General features: G+C 41.7%; 22 protein-coding genes. 15 read left to right on the top strand and 7 right to left on the bottom strand.

The window, feature by feature from the left end; all coding sequences use genetic code 11:
- Window positions 1–17: 17 nt before the first annotated feature.
- The 5 genes from EDD58_RS02430 to EDD58_RS02410 are packed head-to-tail and all read right to left on the bottom strand — an operon-like array spanning window position 18 to window position 5358.
- A complete protein-coding gene (locus tag EDD58_RS02430) occupies window positions 18–1343 on the bottom strand; it encodes a F390 synthetase-related protein (RefSeq protein WP_131923238.1) in 1326 nt (441 codons plus the stop codon).
- Window positions 1340–2188, bottom strand: coding sequence for an MBL fold metallo-hydrolase (locus tag EDD58_RS02425; RefSeq protein WP_131923237.1), 849 nt, complete (start codon window positions 2186–2188; stop codon window positions 1340–1342). The genes EDD58_RS02430 and EDD58_RS02425 overlap by 4 nt, the downstream gene beginning before the upstream one ends.
- Window positions 2185–3174, bottom strand: a complete 990-nt coding sequence (locus EDD58_RS02420; protein ID WP_131923236.1) for an NAD-dependent epimerase/dehydratase family protein — start codon at window positions 3172–3174, stop codon at window positions 2185–2187. Before EDD58_RS02420 ends, EDD58_RS02425 begins: the two co-directional genes overlap by 4 nt.
- The gene (locus tag EDD58_RS02415) at window positions 3171–4352 is read right to left on the bottom strand and encodes an ATP-grasp domain-containing protein (RefSeq protein WP_131923235.1); all 1182 of its coding nucleotides are present in this window, start codon (window positions 4350–4352) and stop codon (window positions 3171–3173) included. Before EDD58_RS02415 ends, EDD58_RS02420 begins: the two co-directional genes overlap by 4 nt.
- Window positions 4342–5358, bottom strand: coding sequence for a beta-ketoacyl-ACP synthase III (locus EDD58_RS02410; protein ID WP_131923234.1), 1017 nt, complete (start codon window positions 5356–5358; stop codon window positions 4342–4344). The genes EDD58_RS02415 and EDD58_RS02410 overlap by 11 nt, the downstream gene beginning before the upstream one ends.
- 517 nt (window positions 5359–5875) lie before the next feature.
- On the opposite strand from EDD58_RS02410, the gene EDD58_RS02405 reads away from it, so the two are divergent.
- Window positions 5876–7285 (top strand): GntP family permease, encoded by a 1410-nt coding sequence (locus EDD58_RS02405; protein ID WP_243648621.1) that lies wholly within the window; start codon window positions 5876–5878, stop codon window positions 7283–7285.
- A 94-nt stretch (window positions 7286–7379) separates the two neighbouring features.
- On the opposite strand, the gene EDD58_RS02400 is transcribed toward EDD58_RS02405, so the two are convergent.
- Window positions 7380–8231, bottom strand: a complete 852-nt coding sequence (locus tag EDD58_RS02400; protein WP_165875758.1) for a class I SAM-dependent methyltransferase — start codon at window positions 8229–8231, stop codon at window positions 7380–7382.
- A gap of 191 nt (window positions 8232–8422) precedes the next feature.
- Here EDD58_RS02400 and EDD58_RS02395 point away from each other — a divergent pair, with 191 nt between their 5' ends.
- From EDD58_RS02395 to EDD58_RS02330, 14 genes are all read left to right on the top strand, one after another.
- The gene (locus tag EDD58_RS02395) at window positions 8423–9010 is read left to right on the top strand and encodes a TetR/AcrR family transcriptional regulator (protein WP_131923232.1); all 588 of its coding nucleotides are present in this window, start codon (window positions 8423–8425) and stop codon (window positions 9008–9010) included.
- A gap of 5 nt (window positions 9011–9015) precedes the next feature.
- Entirely contained in the window at window positions 9016–9948 is a 933-nt protein-coding gene (gene paaA, locus EDD58_RS02390) for a 1,2-phenylacetyl-CoA epoxidase subunit PaaA (protein WP_131923231.1), read from the top strand.
- A 17-nt stretch (window positions 9949–9965) separates the two neighbouring features.
- Window positions 9966–10319, top strand: a complete 354-nt coding sequence (locus EDD58_RS02385; RefSeq protein WP_131923230.1) for a phenylacetic acid degradation protein — start codon at window positions 9966–9968, stop codon at window positions 10317–10319.
- Window positions 10320–10350: 31 nt separating this feature from the next.
- A complete protein-coding gene (gene paaC, locus EDD58_RS02380; protein WP_131923229.1) occupies window positions 10351–11127 on the top strand; it encodes a 1,2-phenylacetyl-CoA epoxidase subunit PaaC in 777 nt (258 codons plus the stop codon).
- A gap of 5 nt (window positions 11128–11132) precedes the next feature.
- Complete coding sequence (paaD, locus tag EDD58_RS02375; RefSeq protein WP_341539258.1) at window positions 11133–11597, top strand: 1,2-phenylacetyl-CoA epoxidase subunit PaaD; 465 nt, start codon at window positions 11133–11135, stop codon at window positions 11595–11597.
- Between the two features lie 19 nt (window positions 11598–11616).
- Complete coding sequence (locus tag EDD58_RS02370) at window positions 11617–12939, top strand: phenylacetate--CoA ligase family protein (RefSeq protein ID WP_131923228.1); 1323 nt, start codon at window positions 11617–11619, stop codon at window positions 12937–12939.
- A 20-nt stretch (window positions 12940–12959) separates the two neighbouring features.
- Entirely contained in the window at window positions 12960–13271 is a 312-nt protein-coding gene (locus EDD58_RS02365) for an EthD family reductase (protein WP_131923227.1), read from the top strand.
- The gene (locus EDD58_RS02360; RefSeq protein WP_243648620.1) at window positions 13268–14134 is read left to right on the top strand and encodes a 3-hydroxyacyl-CoA dehydrogenase NAD-binding domain-containing protein; all 867 of its coding nucleotides are present in this window, start codon (window positions 13268–13270) and stop codon (window positions 14132–14134) included. The genes EDD58_RS02365 and EDD58_RS02360 overlap by 4 nt, the downstream gene beginning before the upstream one ends.
- Window positions 14124–14858, top strand: a complete 735-nt coding sequence (locus EDD58_RS02355) for a 3-hydroxyacyl-CoA dehydrogenase family protein (protein ID WP_131923226.1) — start codon at window positions 14124–14126, stop codon at window positions 14856–14858. The genes EDD58_RS02360 and EDD58_RS02355 overlap by 11 nt, the downstream gene beginning before the upstream one ends.
- Window positions 14855–16063 (top strand): thiolase family protein, encoded by a 1209-nt coding sequence (locus EDD58_RS02350; protein ID WP_131923225.1) that lies wholly within the window; start codon window positions 14855–14857, stop codon window positions 16061–16063. The genes EDD58_RS02355 and EDD58_RS02350 overlap by 4 nt, the downstream gene beginning before the upstream one ends.
- Before the next feature lie 57 nt (window positions 16064–16120).
- Window positions 16121–17620 (top strand): aldehyde dehydrogenase family protein, encoded by a 1500-nt coding sequence (locus EDD58_RS02345; protein WP_131923224.1) that lies wholly within the window; start codon window positions 16121–16123, stop codon window positions 17618–17620.
- Between the two features lie 10 nt (window positions 17621–17630).
- Complete coding sequence (locus EDD58_RS02340; protein WP_131923223.1) at window positions 17631–18023, top strand: thioesterase family protein; 393 nt, start codon at window positions 17631–17633, stop codon at window positions 18021–18023.
- 717 nt (window positions 18024–18740) lie between these two features.
- Complete coding sequence (locus tag EDD58_RS02335; RefSeq protein WP_131923222.1) at window positions 18741–19460, top strand: hypothetical protein; 720 nt, start codon at window positions 18741–18743, stop codon at window positions 19458–19460.
- Entirely contained in the window at window positions 19450–19839 is a 390-nt protein-coding gene (locus tag EDD58_RS02330; RefSeq protein ID WP_131923221.1) for a DUF7674 family protein, read from the top strand. Before EDD58_RS02335 ends, EDD58_RS02330 begins: the two co-directional genes overlap by 11 nt.
- Before the next feature lie 515 nt (window positions 19840–20354).
- Here the strand turns inward: EDD58_RS02330 and EDD58_RS02325 are convergent.
- Window positions 20355–20807, bottom strand: coding sequence for a nucleoside deaminase (locus tag EDD58_RS02325; RefSeq protein WP_131923220.1), 453 nt, complete (start codon window positions 20805–20807; stop codon window positions 20355–20357).
- Between the last annotated feature and the right edge of the window lie 148 nt (window positions 20808–20955).

Raw genomic sequence — 20955 nt, 5'->3', positions numbered from 1 at the left:
CATTCAGTTCCTCCACTTCAAGAGTGTGGTTTCCACTTTTGTTCGACTCGGCGTAATTTAGTCGTTCCAGGTGTGTATTGATAAGGCACAAATTGAAGTGTAGGCATTTGCACATTCATTTCTTGTGTCATGCGATCGAAGGATTGAATAATTAGCTGTTTGGCTTGTTCTTCGACATGTTCCTCAGTTTTGATCGCAATTTCAATCTGTTGAGATCCGATCTGGATTACTTTGTATTCTTCAATCTCTGCATCGACCGTAATAATAGCACGGCGGATAAAATCAGGGAAAATTGGCACCTGCTTTGACCCATCAGTCGATAAGAAATAAAAGAGATCATCACAACGTCCTTCAATCTGCTCAAGTGCCAGATGGATGGAACCACAGGGACAAGGTGCCGATCGCTCCGTTAAAATATCATTGAGGCGGTAACGGATGATTGGTTGGGTGATTCGTGAAAAGTCTGTAAGGATGGGGGAGAATTTTCGTTTCTCCTCATCCAAATATTCTTTTTGTACCACCAGTAAATCTTCGTTGATATGTAGGGTCCCATGCTCACAGGTGGTGGCTAGTAAGCCTTCTGTACATTGATAGACTTGATGGATCACCTGTCCAAAAGCTTCTGTCATGACAGTTTGATCAAGGGGGTCTAACACTTCAGCAACAGAGATGATTTTCTGTGGTTGGATTGCAAGCTGATTTTGCAACTGTTGATCAGCCAAATAACGTAGCATCGAAGGCGGTGCTACTAATAGTGTAGGCTGAAAAAGTTGTAGACGTTCTACATGCTCTTCAGGAGGCAACATCAGATCAAAAAAGCAGAACTGGATATTTCCTCGCTCCACACTTGTATAAAGGTTGCTATTGGCTCTTAAGAAAAAAGCAATCCGATGGGTGGACAACAAAGACCTAGGAAGTAATTTAGCAATCACATAACCCGCCCAACGAAAACGTTCTTGATCACTTACGACAAAAAGCCCACGGTGTCCAGAGGTTCCTGATGATAAACCGATCGTATACTTTCCGATGGTAGGACTAAAATCACGCGACTCTTCCGCTTGAAGGGCTACACGATATGCTTCTTCTTTATGTAGCCCAGCAAGATTAAATGTGTCAAAATGATCCATCATGATCTTTTTATCGATCGTTGGGAAACTCCTCCATTCACTAAGGGGACGATTTCCAATGTATTGTTGATAAAAAGGAGAACGAGGAATGATCCATTTTAAATGCTTGTGTACTTGTTGATCTTGCCAATGTTCTAGCTCCTCCCTCGATGAGAAGGAGCGACCCCATTTGGTTTTTATATATTGATTTAATGTAGTAAAGATCGCTTGTATCATTTGGTTTTCTCCTGCATTTCCCGATAAGTTGTCCAAGTTTCTAAACAATGAGAGGGAATAATTTCGATGTCGGGATGATGTTTGGATAGTTGATGAACTTGGGTTAAGCTCGTTTGGTAAGCTTGTGGATCATCATTAATTAGATTAGCAATCCGATGTGGAAACATCAATTCTTGATAGGCTTGACTCGTCCAACAGCTATCAGCCGCAAGAAAAGTTATTTTTCCTTGTTGATTTTGTAAAAAAAGACCGATTTGCCCCGCTGCATGTCCAGGAAGATCAACAGCAATGAGTGATTGATCTCCAAAAAGATCGTATCCGATCTCAAAAGGAGTAAAGGGCTGAGACAAGGTTGCACAATTATCTATCCATAAAAGACGTTCAGAAAAGTTATCGGGTAATAACTGTGGAACCATTCCTTTTTTTAAGGCAGCGATCCCACTTTTATTTTTCACCGAATTCCAAGCACGGGATGTGCATAAAATTTGCGCTTGTGGAAAGTCACGAACCCCTGCAATATGATCTGCATGTAAATGGGATAGGATGATCCATTTGATCTCTTCAGGTTGATATCCCAATTGTTTCACTTGCTGAACGGCTTCATCTTCAGGCTGAACCATCACAGGGGTGATCATCCGATAGATTCGATAAGGAAAAGGATTTGTTTCTGTAAAAAATCGCGATGCATAACCTGTATCGAATAAAACGGGACCATAGTCAGGATGCTCAATCAAGGCAAAAAGTGCGGGAAATACTCTGTTTTTAAATGAACTTGTTGGATTGACTACTTTTTCAGGATGGGTACAAGCTCCACCATATAAAAGATGCCATGTTACAGGTTTCATGATTGCGTCCTCCACCAACGAATAAATTCTTCTAATCCTTCCTCGATGCTAATCCGTGGCTGGTAGCCTAATTCAGTTTTCGCCGCAGAAATATCTAGGGTTTGACTCATTCCAAGTAAACCAACTGTGTATTTAGTTAATGTCGGCTCTTTTCCGAAACCAATAGTTTTAGCTAGAAATTCTAACATAGATGCTAAGCGATAAGCGGTTGGAAAAGAAATCTTTTTGGTTCGCATGGGTTGATCTAGCTGAGCAAAGACTTTCTCTAGAAGCTCAATCAAGAGCATCGGTTCCCCATTGGTAATATTATATTTTTTGCCTAAGGTGGATGTGGGAGACTCTACACAAAGTAGACAAGCATCTACGACATTTTCTACATATGTGACATCCAACCACACTTGACCTCCGTTGATCAATGGGATAAATCGTTGTTCATTGGCCTTGAGCAATCGTGGAATAATTGCTTGATCTCGGGGACCAAATAAGGCACGTGGGCGAATGGTTACCACAGATAAGCCATCTTGAAAAGCTTGATCCATTTCTTGTTCGGCAAGCCACTTGGTTTCAGCATATGCATTTACTTTTTGTGCAGGTAAAGGATCCTGTTCAGAAATATTTAATTGATCTTTAAAACGAAAATAAATACTAGGTGTCGACACATGTACTAACCGCTTCACTTGTTGTTCTTGACAGCCCTGAATAATGTGGCGAGTTCCTAGTACATTCGCTTCATAGAATCGCTGATAAGGTCCCCATGGAGAAGATAAAGCCGCACAGTGAAAAACAACCTCTTGCCCCTGACAGAGATTCATGACAGATGGCTGATCATTCAGGTCAGCGGGAACAAATGAAATCCCCTGTTGAACAAGTTCCTCTCCAATAGATTGATTTCTTCCTGTGGCTGTCACCTGCCAGCCCATTTGGTGGAGGCGAGTGGCTAAGGCATAACCTAAAAAACCAGTAGTTCCTGTAACGAGTGCTTTCATTCATCACCATTCCATTCAATATCATAGGTTGAAGATTCGAGCATAGAGATTCCTAACTTACGAGTTTGTTTCCAAAAATAGAATAGAGTAGAGAGTTGACCCCAAGATGGTAAGGGGTCCTTCCAACGAAATAGTACATCTTGGGATGAACAAACTGTGCGCAACCAGTTTTTGAACTGGACAAATGACCGGATTGAAGAGAGCCCATAACTGTACATGGCTAGAGCCAACATCTGTCTTCGATCCTGTTGTGGAATAACCGTTTTACCCTCATATGTGGGATCAAAAGCATAATCGATCCGATCTTCAGGAGAAAAGAGATGAATCCCGCTCGTCAATCGTGGGTTGCACTCAATGGGGACGAGCTCTCCCGATGGTGTTTCAATCCAATCAAAAGCGATTTGTCCTGTAAAAGAAAAATGATGAATCCACTTTTCCACTTCTTTTTGTAAATGATTATGATGACTGTGACGAAAACAAATACTTGAGCCGATTCCTGCTGTGAAGGTGGTACGATAAGCCGTGTGTGCGGTCATCATCCCTTGGTTGGCGAGACTATAGGTACAGATTTGAGATCCTTCAATCCATTCTTGAACCAGCCACGGTTCTTGTTTAGAGATCGGGATGTCAGGGAGAGGATCATTCACATCAGTCACGAAAAACATTTTCGAAGCGAATCGTGAATAAACAGGTTTGATCACCCACTTGGACTCCTCCCCATGTTGCTGGAGGTAGAACTTCAATTCTTCGATCGACTCCACTTGAAATGTCTCTGGGACTCGAAACCCCAGTTGTTTGGCAGTTTGAATAAATAACCACTTATTATGTAACTGGTTTAATACGGATAAAGGTTCCGTCCAAACATGGCAAAGTGGAGAAAGTTTCGCTAATCCAGAAGCAACGGTAAATACCTCTTCACATGTAGGGATGAGTATATCTACCTGTTCCTCTTGGATTACTTTTTCCAATGTAGATAAAAACTGTTTACGATGGGTACGTGGTGCTGGCAAAAGAACCATTCGTGAAACTGCATTTGAATAACGGCTGACTGGAGTCGGGATGCTATCGGCAACAATGACTCGATGTCCAGCATCATGAATGAGACGAGCCAACTCGAGGGTAGCTGGAGCACGTCCACCGGTCAGTAAAATAGTCATTTTCTTTACATTAATAGACAAAGACGAGCCCTCCAAGAGATAAACCTGCTGAAGTTCCTAGCAACATGACTGTATCACCACGTTGAATCTGTCCTTGTTCAATGGCTTCATAAATGCCTATAGGAATCGAAGAGGCGATCGTGTTACCATGATTCTGAGCAAAAATAAACATCTGCTTTTTGGAAATGCCTAAGCGTCGTTGCATGAGACGCATTGCCATCATACTCGCTTGATGGGGAATGACTAAATCGACTTCATTTAAAGATAATCTGGGTGTGCCGATCGCATCTTTAGACAACAAGCGCTTAATAAACTCTGGTAAATACCGGGCGGAAAGTCGGAAAATAGCCTCTCCATCCATATCAAATAAGAAATCACTCATGTCGAGTTCGGCGCCATATTTTCGTGGATGGTGTTTGGTTCCTCCTCCACGAATTTCCGAAAGATGAGCCCCTTGGCTATAGGTCTCCATACGAGATGATAAAATGGCTGATTTTTCACCTTGAGGAGTAGGACCTAACACGACAGCCGCAGCCCCATCACCAAATAGAGCACTGCTTTCTTTTTGAGTCCAATCTAAACCGACTGAAGCAATCTCTGTAGAGACAATGAGGATCTGGCGGTATCGACCAGCAGTAATCAGATAAGACAGATGGTCGAAGGCGGTGACAAAACTGAGGCAGGTGGAGTTAATATCAAAGGCGGGAATCCCCGTATGGGTGGGGTCAAGTTCACTATAAATGAGTGAGGCTGTACAAGGAATGGCTTGCTCCATGGTTCCACTAGCACAGACAATACAATCAATGTCAGATAAACTCAATCCTGCTTTGGTGAGCGCTTCTCGAGCAGCTGCAGCTCCCATTTGTGAAGCTGTCTCTCCGTCGGCAAAATGACGAGTGAGAACACCTGCCTTTTTGGCGACCCATCCTTTTCGAGTACCTAGTTTTTCATCGATCTCTTCGGCTGTAACTACGCTTCGAGGCAGGTATTTACCTACCCCCATAATCTGAACTCTTCTCATTTCCATAAAAAGGCACCTCGATTTTACTCATATTTATCAAATATTTTAACAGAGATGGTAATCTTAAATCTATGATTAGTTTTAAATGTAATAAAATGGTTTTATACTCGTAATATATAATCTCTTATGTATATTCCGTTAATATTCCTAAAATAAAAGTTGAGTGCTATTCCTTGTTAAAGGAAAGCACCCTATGAACTGTTGGAATGATCTAAGTCCGAAGACAAAGGTTTTACATTGTACAATGATGACTGATTCTTGTTAATAAAATGAAATCCCTTTTTAATCATGAGTCTATGTTCATCAAAGAACAGTAGCTAATTTACAAGCTGTCTGGTTCAAAGATCAGTTTTTTTCTATAAGTTAAGTAACTAAAAATAATCCTCAACCCATATTTAATGTAAAATATGAATATAGAAAATCCTTCATGTGTTAGAAAGCATTTAATAATATAAGTGATTGCTTTTCATCATGAAAGATTGTCAGTTAATTGAAAAAACATGGATTGAATGGGGGAATGTGATTGGACGTTTTGGCTATATTTTTGGCTTTAGGATTACTAATCCTAGTGGCGTATCGTGGTTATCCTGTTATTTTATTTGCCCCGGTTTTTGCATTATTAGCGGCTGTGTTGTCTGGTTTGCCGTTGCTACCGACTTATACAGAAGTATTTATGGTGAAAGCGGTCAATTATATTAAGTTATACTTCCCGATTTTTCTCTTAGGGGCGGTATTTGGAAAAGTGATGGAATACTCGGGGGCAGCCCATTCGATTGCAAAAGGGATCACTAGGTCTATCGGGAAAAACCAAGCGATGTTAGCCATTGTTCTTACTTGTGGAATTCTTACATATGGTGGAGTTAGTTTATTTGTGGTTGCTTTTGCTGTCTATCCATTTGCCGCTGCCTTATTTAGAGAAGCGGATATTCCCAAGCGGTTAATCCCAGCAACGATTGCTCTTGGCGCTTTTACTTTTACGATGGATTCATTACCAGGGACTCCGCAGATTCAGAATATTATTCCTACCTCTTATTACCAGACAACGGCTTTTGCAGCTCCTGTGATCGGCTCGATTGGTGGTGGCTTGATTGTCATTGCTGGATTATGGTGGCTAAATCGACGTAAAAATAAGTTGATTCATAAAGGGGAAGGATATGGTGAGCATTCACTGAATGAACCAGAGCCCATGAATGAAGGAGCCCTTCCACCTGTATGGCTTTCCTTCGTTCCACTTTTGTTGGTTTTAGTAGGGAATGCTGTTTTTACTTATTGGGTGTTACCCGATTGGTATCCAGAGTCATTATTGGAACAGTATGAAGGCTTAAATATCAAAACTGTATTGGGCATTTGGTCTTTAATTATCGCTTTGGTACTTGGAATCGTAAGTGCGATCTTTATTCGCCTTGTTTATCATCGAAAAGAAGATCATGAAGAGAAATCGACTCACAAACAAACATTATCTACAGTGATTACATCAGGAGTAGCAGGTTCACTGTTAGCAATTATGAATACAGCCTCTGAAGTAGGATTTGGTAATGTGATTGCTACCATGCCTGGTTTTAAAACTGTTGCTGACTTTCTGCTCACCATGAAAACAAGCCCATTAATTTCTGAAGCTCTTTCCATTAATATTCTCGCTGGAATCACTGGATCTGCTTCTGGAGGAATGAGTATCGCCTTAGATACGATGGGATCTAAATATCTAGAATGGGCGATGGCTACAGGTCTCAACCCTGAATTGTTACACCGAATTGCATCGATGTCAGCCGGAGGAATGGATACGCTCCCACACAACGGAGCTGTGATCACCTTACTTGCTATTTGTGGATTGACTCATCGTGAATCCTATCCTGATATTTTTGCGATTACTGTTATTAAAACATTGGTCATTCCTCTCGTAATTGTAATTACCCTCTTAACTGGATGGGTCTAAATCTGAAGTTGTTATATCTAAATAAAACCAAGGGATAAATGAAAGAGTGAGCATCCCTTGGTTTTATTTCAATACTATTATATTCATAGACAAATTATTTGGTTGCAATAAAAAAACCAGCTTGTTTTTGCATGCGGAAAACCCCTTCTCGGTCAATCACTTTTTCGATCTTTTTGCGAACGACTTGGTATAAATCTTCTATCATTTCCTCAGTGATTTCTTCTCGAAGTTCAGTTCCAGATTCGATTCCCAACTCCATCATACCAGAGGCATAATATTCTAAAACGGGTTCAACTTGATCCACCATTATTTGATCATATTGAGTATGAAGTTCAAACCAAGGAAAATGAGGGCGTAACCAGATGGCTCCATTTTCTAAGGAGAAGCGAGTATATGGGTTTCGATGATGAATGGCTTCGGAAGGAAAGGCAAGTATTTTCTTAGCTTCGATATGTATTTGTTCTAGTTCATAAAAGTTTTTTTGACTTCCTGTTCCAACAATCATTCGCCCTCCGGGCTTTAACACTCTTTTCAGCTCTTGGATGGTGTGATTGATGTGTTCGACATGATAAACGACGAAGTTGGCCATGACAATGTCAAAGGTTTCATCGGGAAAGGGGAGCGTTTGTTGTAAATCTCCTTGAATTAACTCAATGTTTGGATAATCAACTACTTTTTCTTGTAACTCTTCCAACAGGCCAGATGAAAGATCCATACCAACAATGGAGCCGCCTTTTTCGCGTAAAAGATTGGCGATTGGAAAGAGGTAAACGCCTGTCCCACAACCTGCATCTAAGACATGTTCGTCGCCGCGATAGTTAACTTGTTGAATCGCCCACTCCAAAAAAGGTTCAGGGGCTTGGCTATATTGAACATGAAATTGGACTCGAGTATTTAAACGGCGACTATTTTTATATTCTTGCAACACCAGATCTTTTTGGAACATCGAAAAACCTCCCTTATATTGGTGTGATTTTATCATAGCGAATAAATAGGACTCTTGACAAATATTCAAATTTTCTATTAAGATAAAAACAAACAAGCGCTTGTTTTCATGGAGGCTGAGTCGTGATTAAATAGACATACAGATTGGCTATGCACAATATAGATACTTTTGTCAGAGAGGAACCAGAGCAGATGTCACGGTCGATGAAGCGTAAGGAAGAGATTTTACAAATAGCTTGTCAATTATTTAGCAAAAAAGGATACCATGCTACTACCATTCGTGATATCTCGGAAGCTTGTGGTATTTTAGCAGGTAGTTTATATGCACATATCAATAGTAAAGAAGATTTACTTTTTGAGATTACTGATCGAGGCGCAGAAGCTTTTCTGCAATCCATTCAACAAATTGTTGACTCCAAGGCGACGGCTACTGAAAAATTGAGCCAAGCCCTGACTGCACATATCCGAGTCATTGAACAAAACTTGGAGGCAGCCACTGTTTTTTTTCATGAATGGAAAGCGCTTTCGACAGATCGGTTACAGCAAATCCAAGATAAGCGCGATCAATATGAAGAGATGTGGGCACAGATCATCCGTGAGGGGGTGAACAGCGGAGAATTTAGACAGTTGGATGAAAAATTTGCTCGTCTGTTAATTTTATCGGTAGGAAACTGGCTTTATCAATGGTTTCAGCCAGATCAAGAATGCTCAGCAGAAGAAATTGCGGAGCGTTTTATCCACATGATGATGATGGGCTTCCATCACAACGTAAAGGAGTGAAGAAGATGGGAGATGTAAGAGAGCAAGCCTTTATGGAACGAATCCATCGAGGCGAGAAGATTGAAGCAACGGATTGGATGCCTGATGAGTATCGGAAATTATTAATTAAATTAATCCATATGCATGGGGTTAGCGAAATCATGGGAGCTTATCCCGAAAAAGAATGGGTTCCCAAAGCCCCGAATCTGAAAAGAAAATTAGCGATTATGGCCAAAGTACAAGATGAAGTTGGACATGGACAATTGTTGCTTCGAGTTGTGGAAGATTTAGCCACTCCGTTTGGGAAAACGAGAGATAGTCTAATTGAGGATATCTATCTGGGAAAGGTCAAATTTCATAATGTATTTCATATGGAAGCGAAGACATGGGCGGATGCAGGAGTGATTGGGTGGTTAGTAGATGGAGCGGCGATTATTAATCAAGCAGCTCTACTCGAGACATCTTATGCTCCTTATGCCAGAGTGTTAAAACGGATTTGTGCAGAAGAAAGCTTTCACATGCAACATGGAGAAAATATTGTTCTAGCTTTGGCGATGGGCACTGAGAAGCAAAAACAAATGTTACAGGAATCTCTTAATTACTGGTGGGAGTCACTCTTATTCTTCTTCGGTCCTCAAGAAGTCACACCAGCAGCCGAACGAATGCTCTATTATCGGATTCGTACAAAGACGAACGAAGAGTTACGCCAAAAATTCTTGGATAAATATATTCCACGAATTCGCTCACTGGGTCTGACAATCCCTGATCCTGATCTTCATTATGATGAAGTAGAAAATCGGTGGCATTATCGCACTCCAGATTGGAATCAATTTAGTCTAATCGTGACGAAAAATCAAGGACCCAAATCACAGGAGCGGATCGAGTTTCGCCGCCAAGCTCATGAAGGACAAAGTTGGGTGCGGGAAGCGATGAGACAGACTTCAGTGACCACAGGCTAAAAGGGAGGTGAGGAGCGATGGAAGAGTTTCATGGTGAACAAATCTTTGAAGTATTCATACAGAGGAGTTCGACTGAACATCACACCCATGTAGGAAGTCTACTTTCACCATCTGCAGATCTGGCGATCCTACTGGCAAGAGAAAATTTTCTGCGACGTGAGAATGCGATAAGCGTCTGGGTTGTGCCACGCAGCCAAGTGACGGAAACTTCTAACCCCGATGAATTATCAAAAGAGATGGATAAGTCTTACCGAGAAGTCCGAGGTTATACCGAGAATGGCCGCTTATGGCGGATGTTTAAAGAAAAGGCCATTTCCTTAGAAGAGATTGTAGCTTATGTGGAAGGAAAAGAAAAAGCGAATCGAATGTAAAAGCAGGTGGAATAGAGAGGAGGGAGTGGAAATGGTACAAAACCATGAATCGAACGAGCAACAAGTTCTTCGTGATTGGCTTTTTCAATTAGCGGATGATGAATTTACAATTGGGCATCGTGACTCGGAGTGGTTAGGGCTTTGTCCAGATATTGAAGGGGATGTTGCCTTTAGCTCTATTGCTCAAGATGAAATCGGACATGCCTTATTCTATTACGAACTGCTACACCAATGTGGTGAAAAAGACCCAGATCAACTTGCTTTTGCTCGTTCCATAGAAGAGAGACGAAATGCTATATTGCTAGAACGTACCAATGGGGATTGGGCTTATTCGATTGCTCGACATTTTTTCTATGATTTGTTTGATCATCTCCGTTTGGAAGCGATGCTCTCATCGACACATACCCCATTAGCGCAAGGGGTAGCCAAAATGAAGCGAGAAGAGACCTACCATTTACAGCATATGAAGCTATGTTTTGTTCGACTAGGACAAGCAGGTGGTGAAGCAAGAGAGCGTTTGGAAAAAGCGATTGAATCGATTTGGCCCGATGTGAAAGGACTGTTTTGCTTTGGTCCTCATGAGCAACAGTTACTAGAGATGGGAATCATCAGCGAAAGCTCAGACCAGATTCAAGACAAATGGCAGGGGCAGATTCGTCAAACATTTGTTGAAGCGAATTTAACTTATCCAGGAGATTTCCCCGTTCCTCAACAAGAAGGTCGTCTTGGGGAACATTCACAAGATCTATCTGACTTACTCGATACAGTGACTGAAGTATATCGATTAGAACCGCTAACTCGCTGGTAAAGGAGGTGATTGCATCGACACAGAGCGTAGAGAAGTGGTTTCATTGCTTAAATGATGTAAAAGATCCCGAGATCCCCACCGTCAGTATTGTAGAGATGGGGATGGTTCATCAAATATTTAGTGAATCACATAGATTAGTGGTAGAGGTGATTCCCACTTTTATGGGATGCCCCGCCCTAGATCTGATCGAAAAGAATATCAAGGAGCGTTTACAACAAGAAACTGGGGTTGAGCAAGTAGAGGTTCGGTTTGTATATGATCCGCCTTGGACAAGTGATCGAATCACCGAGCAGGGACGTATACAGCTGCGTGAATTTGGCATTGCTCCTCCCGCAGAGCCCCATCCATCTTGCCCGTATTGTGATCATTCTCAGGGTGAAGTGATCAGTCTATTTGGTCCAACAGCATGTCGTTCTGTCTATTATTGTCGCTCTTGTCGCCAACCATTTGAAGCCATGAAAATAGTATAGCCAAGGAGGTGTCCACTACTTGTTTCAAGCGAATATAGAGGGATTAACTCGACCAGACTTAGAGTCTCTCCAAAGTAAAAGGTTACTGCAAACGATTGAACGTGCTTACCATTGTGTGCCATTTTACCAACAACAATTACAAGCAGTGGGAATCACTCCTGAAAAATTCAATGGTTTGAAAGCGCTTTCTGAATTACCATTCACTATGAAATCTGATTTGCGAAACCATTATCCGTTTGGCTTATTTGCGGCTGAGATGGATGAAGTGGTTCGCCTTCATGCTTCATCGGGAACCAAAGGGAAACCTACAGTGGTTGGCTATACTCGACGCGATTTGGAGAATTGGTCGGAAGTATGTGGAAGGGCGATTCTAACCGCTGGTGGCAGAATGGGTGATGTGTTTCATAATGCCTATGGGTATGGACTATTTACTGGTGGTTTAGGCATGCATTATGGTGCAGAGCGCTTAGGTCTAACTACGGTTCCTGTATCAGGAGGCAATCGGGTTCGCCAAGCGATGATTATCGAAGATTTTCGCCCTCGTGGGATTGCGGCAACGCCTTCTTTTGTCTTAAGTCTCGGGGAAGTGATGATCCAGGAAGGAAAAGACCCACGTGCGAGTTCATTAGAATATGGAATATTTGGTGCAGAACCATGGACGGAGGAAATGAGGAACGCGATCGAGGAGATGTGGGGGATTCATGCTGTCGATATTTATGGATTATCCGAAGTGATTGGGCCTGGTGTGGCAATTGAGTGTTGGCAAGAGAAAAAGGGTCTACACATTGCGGAGGATCACTTCTTAGTCGAAGTTGTACATCCACAAACAGGTGAATCTGTACCTGATGGTGTCGTAGGAGAGTTAGTATTTACTACTTTAACTAAAGAGGCGATGCCAGTCATCCGTTATCGAACAGGAGACTTAGCCTCCATCAATCGGGAACCCTGCACATGTGGTCGCACCCATACACGGATGTCCAGAATCAAAGGACGGATTGACGATATGTTAATCATTCGTGGTGTCAATCTGTTTCCTTCAGAGATCGAAGAGGTTCTATTCACTTATAAGGAGTTTGCTCCCCATTATCAGTTGCGTGTGGAGAGAGAGGGAGTGATGGATCAACTGACGGTGGAAGTGGAGATGGCTACCGAGTATTGGAATGCTTGTCAACTTACTGAGTCGACAGAGGGAGCTCACCAATTGAGCACGATCCAACAACAAGTGTCTACACGTCTTCGTGATCTCTTGGGCATTTCCGCTCACATCCAGATTCAAGAACCTGGAAAGCTCCCGCGGAGTGAAGGCAAAGCAGTGCGTGTGATGGATTTACGAATCAAATAAATTCGATAGGAGTGATTTGCATGGTTAAGTTAGTAGCTATTTACAAACAACCAGAAGATCAGAAAGCTTTTGATGAGCGTTATTTTCAAAAACATATTCCCATCAATAATCAAATGCCAGGACTACTAGACGTAAAAGTGACTCGTTTTATTGGTACTCCGATGGGAACCGCACCAGATCTTTACTTACAAGCTGATATGTACTTTGAATCGATGGAGACTTTACAAAAAGCGATGACCTCCCCTGAAGGAAAAGCTTCTGCCAAAGATGTCTTTTCTTTTGCGAAAAACCTTGTCTCGATGTATATCGCTGAAGAGGTATCTGATCTGTGAGCGAAAAAGCTTCATTCCATCAACTTGCTGTGATTGGTGCAGGGACGATGGGGATCGGGATCGCTGAGTTTTTTGCCCGAGCTGGTTATTCGGTTCAAGTGTATGAAAAAAAAGCAGAAGTATTTGAACAATCTTACCAGACGATGACACATAGATTGAAGCGCCAAGTGGAAAAAGGAAAACTGAAAGCTGAAGTGTGTCAAGAGATTTTGAATCGGATTTATCCTGTCTCCACCCTTGAAGACTTGGCGACATCAGACTTGATTGTAGAAGCCATCGTCGAGCAACTCAAGGTTAAGCAAGAGTTATTTTCACAACTAGATCAAATCATTTCGCCTCAAACCATTTTAGCGACCAATACATCCTCTTTATCGATTACGGCGATTGCGGCTGAGACGGTTCACCCCGAACGGGTTGTGGGACTTCACTTTTTTAACCCTGCCCCGATCATGCCTTTAGTAGAAGTGGTCGTTGGAGCAGAAACGAATCCCACCGTGGTCGAGACTTGTATCGATTGGATGCGGAAAATAGGAAAATCGCCTGTTCGGGTTAGTGACTCACCTGGATTTTTGGTCAATCGTGTCGCTCGACCCTTTCATCTGGAGGCGTATCGACTCGTGGGTGAAGGAACCGCTACTAAAGAACAGGTAGATCGAATCATAAGAGCTGCTGGGTTTAAAATGGGACCGTTTCAACTGCAAGACTTGATAGGGATTGATATCAATTATGCGGCATCCCTTTCTGTCTATGAAGGCTATTTTCATGAATCTCGCTTTCGTCCACATTATTTGCAAAAGTCTCTGGTAGATCAAGGAGCATTAGGGCGAAAAACGGGAAAGGGGCACTTCGATTATGACAGTTAAAGTGATACTCATCGGTGACGAGGCTCTCGATTCGGAAGTTGCCGTCTATTTACAGGATAAAGAGATCGAAGTGATTCCACTTGCAGAACCAATTCCAGATGATGTAGATGTTGTTATTGATTTGGAACTGGGAATGGATGAACAGAAAAGATTCTATTTATTGCAGGTGGAAAAGGTAGTTTCAAAAAAGGTTCCTATTTTTACATCTACCTTACATCGAACGGCTACTGAAGTGGCCTCTTGGGTTCAATATCCTGAGCGGATCATTGGCTTTTCTCCTCTTCTTCTACATGAAATGGATGTGATTGAAGTGAGTCGCCCCTTGCAAGTTGAGGAAAATGAGGATTGGTATCACTTCCTTTCTTGTTGGGAGAGCTGGGGGAAGAGAGTAGAAATAGTGAATGATCTCCCAGGATTGGTTTTCCCACGAATTCTTTCTTTACTCGTCAATGAGGGCACTTTTGCCTTGAATGAAGGAGTGGCAACTGTTGCTGATATAGATCTAGCAATGAAGAAAGGAACCAACTTTCCCTATGGTCCGCTGGAATGGGCGGATCGAGTGGGGGTGGGTCAAGTGGTGGCGGTTTTGACAGGTCTACAACGAGAATTGGGAGAAGAACGATACCGCCCAGCTCCATTACTTAGAAAAATGATCTATGCGAATCATTTAGGTAGACGAATGGGGAGAGGCTTTTATCGGTATGAGGGGGGGCTGATGAAATGAAACGAGAAGTTGTAATCGTTGATGCTGTACGTACCCCGATCGGACGATACCAAGGAAGTTTACGCCAGACCCGTCCCGATGATCTAGCCGCTCATGTCATTCGTTCCTTATTAGCAAGAAACCCCTCTTTGGATCGAGATCGTATTGAGGATGTGTTTCTAGGATGTGCGAACCAAGCGGGTGAAGATAATCGCAATGTAGCTCGCATGGCTAGTCTGCTTGCTGATCTTCCAGAAACAGTGGGTGGATGTACAGTCAATCGGCTTTGTGGATCAGGACTTGAGGCGATCCATCAAGCTGCGGCTGCGATTATGATGGGTTGTGGGGATGTGATGATCGCTGGTGGAGTGGAAAACATGACAAGGGCTCCCCTCGTCATGCTGAAACCTGAAGAGTCCTATGTAAGAGGAAATCAAACACTTGTCGATACGACATTGGGATGGCGTTTCGTCAATCCCGAACTAGCGACGAGATATGATCCACTTAGTATGGGGGAGACGGCTGAAGAAGTGGCTACTCGATACAACATCTCCCGTGAAGACCAAGACGCTTTTGCAATTTCAAGCCAACAGAAAACGAATGAGGCATGGGAAGCAGGTAGATTTCATAGCGAGATCATTCCGATTTCAGTGAAAAAGGGAAAGGAAACAGTCCTTTTTACCCGGGATGAACATCCTCGCCCTGAGACAACATTAGAAAAACTGTCCCAACTTCGACCGGCTTTTCGTCCTTCTGGAACTGTAACCGCTGGAAATGCTTCGGGGATCAATGATGGAGCTGCCACCCTATTACTGATGGAAAAGTCACTGGCACATAAGCTCAATATCCAACCCTTAGCTAAAATTGTGACCTTTGCCGTTGCTGGTGTTCATCCCGATGTGATGGGAATTGGTCCCGTCTACGCAACCCAAAAAGTATTGAAACGAGCCCAGATCTCTGTTTCCGATCTAGACCTCATTGAGTTAAATGAAGCATTTGCTGCTCAATCGTTGGCCTGTATTCGTGAATTGGATCTTCCCATTGAGCGAGTCAATGTCAATGGTGGGGCGATCGCATTAGGACACCCATTGGGAGCAAGTGGTGCCAGAATCATGACGACTTTGGTTCATGAATTAAATCGTAGAGGAGCCCGATTTGGACTGGCAACCATGTGTATTGGAGTCGGACAAGGGATTGCCACATTGATCGAGAGAGAGCAAGAATAACCTTGATGCCCAAGCCAAACAACCTGAGAAAATATAAAAAATAAGGGGAGACGGATCATGTTAAAAGAAAAAAACACACTTTTACAAGAGAAATATCCTTTACTGATTAACGGAGAGCATGTCAACAGTGAGACAGAACAATTCTTTAATGTCTATAATCCTGCTACGGGTGAAAAGTTAGCTGAAGTAGCCAAAGCGACGCGTGCTGATGTGGATCGTGCTGTTGCTTCGGCTCGAGAAGCCTTAGAAAATGGAAAATGGGGACGCTGGCCTGCTTCACGTAGAGGACAAATTTTAAATAAAATAGCTCAGTTAATGCGTGAGCGTTTTGATGCCATTGTGGAATTAGAAATACTCAACAGTGGTAAATCTCTAGCAGCCGCTAAAGGGCAAGTGATGCAAGCGATTGAAGATTTCGAGCTGTATGCGGGAGCAGTCACAACCATCGCTGGAAGTACCAAACCTGTTCCCAACGGATTTTTGCACTATACAACCAAAGAACCGGTTGGTGTCTGCGCGCAAATCGTTCCTTGGAACTACCCATTGATGATGGCCGCATGGAAAGTGGCTCCAGCTTTAGCTGCAGGATGTACGATTATCTTAAAGCCAGCTAGCTTAACTCCTTTGACTGCTTTAGTGCTCGCGGATCTTTGTGAAGAAGCAGGGGTTCCCGCTGGTGTGATTAACGTGATTACGGGTAGCGGTGCTGATGTGGGGGCGTATCTCGTTGAACATCCAGGCGTAGATAAAGTAGCTTTTACAGGTGAGACAACGACCGGAAAAGATATTATGGCGAAAGCATCTGATACCTTAAAACGTGTGACTCTAGAGCTTGGAGGAAAATCCCCCAATATCGTTTTCCCAGATGTAGATCTCGAAGCGGCTGTGAATGGGTCAGTGTTTGGCATCTACTATAATACAGGTCAATCTTGTGAAGCGCGCTCCCGTCTATTCGTCCATGAAGATATCTATGATGAGTTCCTAGAACTGTTTGTAGAAAAAACGAAAAAGTTGAAATTAGGGGATCCTTTACAAAAAGATACCCATGTAGGAGCGCTAATCTCTCAATCTCAGTGGGATACGGTCGACTCTTATGTACAGCTTGCAAAAGAAGAAGGAGCCAAAGTCCTCTATGGTGGGAAACGTCCAGAGGGAGCTAATTTTGAGCAAGGCCATTGGTATGAGCCAACCGTGATCGTTGATGTAACCAACAATATGCGTGTAGCACAAGAAGAAATTTTTGGTCCCGTAGTTGTGGTCATCAAATTTAAAGATGAAAAAGAAGTGATCCAACTGGCCAATGATAGTATTTATGGCTTAGCCGCGGCAGTCTGGACTCAGGACTTTGCTCGTGCGCACCGTGTCACTTCCCAACTAAAAGCGGGCATTGTCATGATTAACAATCCGATCTCCGCTTTCCCAGGTTTGCCTTTTGGTGGATATAAGCAATCAGGTTTTGGGCGTGAACTAGCGATTGAATCCCTCGATCTCTATATGGAAACCAAAAGCGTGATCTCTTATGTCGGTCAGAAACCGATCAACCCTTTTGGAATCTAAAGGAGCTTTTATGAAATCCACACTACAGATCGGTGACTCCCAAGCGATGACAGTTATCATTACAGACGAAATGGCCGCTTCGTTTGGTGGAGAAATGGTTCATCCTACCCTATCTACAGTGTCTATGATTTATTACATGGAATGGGTGGGTAGAAAGGTAATCTTACCTGTGCTAGAAGAAGGCGAAGAAGGGGTGGGAGCTTCCATCGAAGTGAAGCACCTTTCCCCCGCACCAATCGGGAAACAGGTAACCTTTACGGCAACCATCATTCAACTAATTGGCAACCGAGTTATTTGTGAGGTAACTGCTACTCATAACCGTGGAGTCGTAGGAATGGGAACCTTTACTCAAGTCATTTTACCCAAACAATCGCTTGCCCAAAAGATTGAACAGATGCGTTAATTGGAAAAAAATGCGCTTTCCTTGAAATCGTATTTCGCAATTTGTTAATATGAGTTCGTACTGAACAACTTAGTATGACAATGAAGTTCGCCAAATCGAACCTGCTCATCCATGTAAGAGGGATGGAGCAGGTCTTTTTTTGGGAAGATAGAAGTCTAAATTAGGAATTTATATTTAGACTGAGGAAGTTTGGTGATCATTAATTAACTAATTACTGATCTTAGAAAAGGGGGTGCTCCATATTTAGTTTTTATAATAGGTGAGTGATACTAACATACTAATATTGAATTAGAATAATGATTGATTTGTAAATTAATATAGAAATGTCTTGTGTTTATAACTGTTTTTTGAAAACATCGAAAATTATAAAATAATGTGACGTATTATAAGTTCTAATTCAGATATAGAAAGAACAGTATCATCGATTAGAAAATAATTACCTGTTCGATCATGCGTCGGAGCTCGATTTTCCTCTACCATGAGTTTGTATCTTGTAAAGAAGCTCCACCTTTAGATCCTAGGAATAGGAAAAATCGGCTAAGTTACTCTAGAAAGAGTTGCTTTTTCTTTTCCTTCATCGAAGGGTTCGATAAGGTGCGGTACGAAGTCATTTCATGTGTAAGATCGATTTCTAACTTGTGGTCGACACTACTGAGAGGAGAAAAGTTTTTTCTCAAAATTATCTTTATTTCATACTTTTATTTTGTAGGTGAGACGATGGACGCAAATGTTTCCCTTGAAGCATTAGAAAAATTTAAAAAATCACTAACCCAATTTAGTAAAGACATGAGCGAAGAAGCACAAAAGACAAAATTACTTTTAAAGAAAGTTCATAATCAGTTAGAGAATAAACATTTAGAGTTTAGAAGAAAGCTTCAGATGACTCAAGATCCGGTTTTGTATCATAGAGCCAAACAACAATTGGATGAGTTTGAACGACTGTACTTCATGTTTTGTGAGGTTGCAAATGAATGTATAAAAGGGTTTAATCACCAAGAGTTGATGGTAGGGAATCGAGAGAAAACGGTAGTTAATATTAACAGGAAAGTTGAAGTGTTGGCTCAGTATCTTAGTATAGTGTCTACGAAGAATGGAATGGACAATCATTTAAGTAAGGAAGAATTTACAACAAAGGCTACTAATAATACTATAAAAAGAGATGAACTGTTAAATGCAGTTTCAAATAAGAAGTTAAAAAATACAATCAATGAAATGTACCGTCGAGGTGCAACAACTGGTGATGGCGGTCTTGCAGACGCAATTCGAGTAGAAACTAGATATGGGGTATTAGTTGGTGGTAAGTCGCATATTAAGAAAGGTTTAGAACGTGTACGTAACCTTGAAAATATTATGAGGAATGAAAAGTTGAGCGAGTCTGATTGGAAACATGCTAATGAATTAATCAATGATTTAAAAAGGGCGTTAAATGGCAAATAAAGAGAGGGCGATTCATTTGAATTATGAAAATATCATATTTGAACTTTTGAAAAAGTTTCCCGAATACAATGAAGCTTATAAAGAGCATATTCGATATAATGGGGAACTTTTACCATCCGTTTTTGTAGGAGAAACACTTAATGAGGATTTAGTTGTTTGGTTAGAAGAACACATAGAACATAATAAACTTAAAAAAGTATTTGAGTTTTTGGAGATAATGGCTACAGAAGGAGATATGGAGGTAAAAGAGTTATTATCAACTACGATCCTTGAAAGACTAGGTGATAACCCAAAATTATTAAAAGAGGCATATATATATATGGGAGAAAACACAAAGAAGGAATCAGAAGAAATAGAAAGATTTTGGGGAAGAGATTAAAATAGTGAATCAATACTATTGCATTTTCCCACCTGATTTCTAGAAATTCGGAGTACTCTAAAGGGGGACTGGTTTCCTGAATTTGAGTACTCCCATCATCTGCGCTTACGCTAAAAGGTGTTGGATTCTTAGCAACTCCCATCTACTGACAGGACCTTAACTAAGATTTAACCGTAGTTCCTATCGATTTGGTTAAACTTTCGTTACCCTTTTTCGTTGTTTCATATGATTCGTTCCATTCATCCTTCTTGCGTAACATCATACATGTACACAAGGAGAAATTTCATATAGTACGAAAAAGATTTTACACCCTGCTATATGCAGAATTGATTCTACAGCTAAAATTGTAGAGAGAACACCGATGCTAGTAAGATGATTGAACCTTTCCTGAAACAATACTTTAAAGAGTTGTCTGACTTGTGAGAGGGTAAGAGCCCTCTCTCGTCCGAAGCACCGATTCATCTTCCCATAGAAGATGAATCGGTGCTTTATGATAAAACCCACAGTTTTTCAGGCTATGATCGCTCCTTCCAAAGCTTCATCGGATTTTCTTGCCCTTCATTCAAAGGTATTTGTACCATTGAAAGTGTGCGATCTGCTTTATTTTTTTGTAAGTCCTCATAGATCACTTTCGCTTGCCCCAATCCCGCTTCAACCGCATTCTCAACTGATGCACAATAAATAACCTTTTCGATCCCCGCAAAGTATATTGCTGATAGACACATTGGACAAGGCTCCCCACTTGCATACATTGTATAACCTGACAGATCATTCGTTTGTAATTGTTCTTGTGCACGCCGGATCGCCAGTAATTCCGCATGTCCACTAACATCATACGTTTTGTGCAACTCATTCACACCTTCAGTTACAACAGTGTTATTTTTCACAAGTACTGCACCAAACGGTTGCCCACCGTCACGAACATTTTCTACCGCTAGTTCTACGGCTCGTTTCATGAATTGATCCATTTCAAAACCTCCATATATTATTTTACTTAATAAATTACTGATTACTCTAATTCTAAAACGTTAACAATATCTTCTCCAATTAAAAGGACGCCTTATTATTTAAGGTTAGTAGTCACATATATAAAATACAATCATTTAATATTAAAAA

Source organism: Hazenella coriacea (genome assembly GCF_004341825.1).
Lineage (GTDB): Bacteria > Bacillota > Bacilli > Thermoactinomycetales > Thermoactinomycetaceae > Hazenella > Hazenella coriacea.
This window is presented reverse-complemented; position numbering and strand designations above follow the sequence as displayed.

What these genes read in the sequence shown, in the direction of transcription:
- EDD58_RS02430 (WP_131923238.1), bottom strand. Translation starts at nt 1,343, where the DNA reads ATGATACAAGCGATCTTTACTACATTAAATCAATATATAAAAACCAAA.
- EDD58_RS02425 (WP_131923237.1), bottom strand. Translation starts at nt 2,188, where the DNA reads ATGAAACCTGTAACATGGCATCTTTTATATGGTGGAGCTTGTACCCAT.
- EDD58_RS02420 (WP_131923236.1), bottom strand. Translation starts at nt 3,174, where the DNA reads ATGAAAGCACTCGTTACAGGAACTACTGGTTTTTTAGGTTATGCCTTA.
- EDD58_RS02410 (WP_131923234.1), bottom strand. Translation starts at nt 5,358, where the DNA reads ATGGAAATGAGAAGAGTTCAGATTATGGGGGTAGGTAAATACCTGCCT.
- EDD58_RS02400 (WP_165875758.1), bottom strand. Translation starts at nt 8,231, where the DNA reads ATGTTCCAAAAAGATCTGGTGTTGCAAGAATATAAAAATAGTCGCCGT.
- EDD58_RS02395 (WP_131923232.1), top strand. Translation starts at nt 8,423, where the DNA reads ATGTCACGGTCGATGAAGCGTAAGGAAGAGATTTTACAAATAGCTTGT.
- paaA (WP_131923231.1), top strand. Translation starts at nt 9,016, where the DNA reads ATGGGAGATGTAAGAGAGCAAGCCTTTATGGAACGAATCCATCGAGGC.
- EDD58_RS02385 (WP_131923230.1), top strand. Translation starts at nt 9,966, where the DNA reads ATGGAAGAGTTTCATGGTGAACAAATCTTTGAAGTATTCATACAGAGG.
- paaC (WP_131923229.1), top strand. Translation starts at nt 10,351, where the DNA reads ATGGTACAAAACCATGAATCGAACGAGCAACAAGTTCTTCGTGATTGG.
- EDD58_RS02365 (WP_131923227.1), top strand. Translation starts at nt 12,960, where the DNA reads ATGGTTAAGTTAGTAGCTATTTACAAACAACCAGAAGATCAGAAAGCT.
- EDD58_RS02355 (WP_131923226.1), top strand. Translation starts at nt 14,124, where the DNA reads ATGACAGTTAAAGTGATACTCATCGGTGACGAGGCTCTCGATTCGGAA.
- EDD58_RS02350 (WP_131923225.1), top strand. Translation starts at nt 14,855, where the DNA reads ATGAAACGAGAAGTTGTAATCGTTGATGCTGTACGTACCCCGATCGGA.
- EDD58_RS02345 (WP_131923224.1), top strand. Translation starts at nt 16,121, where the DNA reads ATGTTAAAAGAAAAAAACACACTTTTACAAGAGAAATATCCTTTACTG.
- EDD58_RS02340 (WP_131923223.1), top strand. Translation starts at nt 17,631, where the DNA reads ATGAAATCCACACTACAGATCGGTGACTCCCAAGCGATGACAGTTATC.
- EDD58_RS02335 (WP_131923222.1), top strand. Translation starts at nt 18,741, where the DNA reads ATGGACGCAAATGTTTCCCTTGAAGCATTAGAAAAATTTAAAAAATCA.
- EDD58_RS02330 (WP_131923221.1), top strand. Translation starts at nt 19,450, where the DNA reads ATGGCAAATAAAGAGAGGGCGATTCATTTGAATTATGAAAATATCATA.
- EDD58_RS02325 (WP_131923220.1), bottom strand. Translation starts at nt 20,807, where the DNA reads ATGGATCAATTCATGAAACGAGCCGTAGAACTAGCGGTAGAAAATGTT.